This window comes from Streptomyces calidiresistens (assembly GCF_014141525.1).
GTDB classification, from domain to species: Bacteria; Actinomycetota; Actinomycetes; order Streptomycetales; family Streptomycetaceae; genus Streptomyces; species Streptomyces calidiresistens.
The window spans coordinates 1-923 of the sequence record NZ_VKHS01001313.1; the positions used below are offsets into that span (position 1 = coordinate 1).

The following is a 923-nucleotide window of genomic DNA, read 5'->3' on the forward strand; positions in this document are numbered from 1 at the left end:
GGCTTCCCCCCGCTTCGGGACCGTCCGGTCCCGCCTCACGAGGGGAAGAATCCGTTGCCCGACGCGCATCGTCCGCACGCCGAGCACCATCCGCACCCGATACCGACCCCACCCGCACCGGGGCGCCGCCGCTCCCGCGCCATCCGTTCCGGCCTCCTGGCCGCGGCGCTCGCCGGTGCCCTGACCGGCACGTTACTCGGGGGCCCGGCCTCCGCCGCACCGACCGACGGGCCGGCGGGCCCCGCCGGCCCGACCGGAAACGGCACCTTCGCCGGTGACCCGTCCGCCTTCCGCACCCTGACCCTGATCACCGGGGACCGCGTCCGGCTGAACCCCGACGGCTCGGTCTCCGGGATCCTTCCCGCCGAGGGCCGGGAGGACATCCCGGTCCACGTCCTGGGGGGCGAGGACGGCACCCTGGTCCTGCCGCACGACGTCACCGACGCGATCGCCGACGGCACCCTGGACAAGCGCCTGTTCGACACCGCCGAACTGACCCGACCCGAATACGAGGAAATCGACGGCCTGCCCGTCATCGTCCTCTACGAGGAGGAGGACGAGGGCGGCGCGGAGGCCCGCGAGGCCCTGCACGCCGAGGTGGACGCCGACGCATCGGCCGAATTCGGCACCATCGACGCCGAGGCACTGGTCCTCGCCGAGGAGGAGGCGGCCCCGGTCTGGGAGACCCTCACCGTCGAGGCCGACACCGCCGCCCGGAGCAAGACGCCCCTCCTCAACGGGGCCTCCCTGGCGCCGGGGGTGCGCGCCGTCACTCTGGACGGCGTCGTGGAGGCGACCCTCAACAGCGGCCCGGCCCGGATCGGGGCCCCGGCCGCCCGGGAACTCGGTTTGGACGGCGAGGGTGTCACCGTCGCGATCCTGGACACCGGCATCGACGCCACCCACCCCGACCTCGCCGACCG

1 pseudogene is annotated in these 923 nt (G+C 74.8%); it reads left to right on the top strand.

What is annotated here, in order from left to right:
- Positions 1 to 54: 54 nt before the first annotated feature.
- Positions 55 to 923 (top strand): annotated as a pseudogene (locus FOE67_RS27055) (hypothetical protein); the annotation flags it as partial.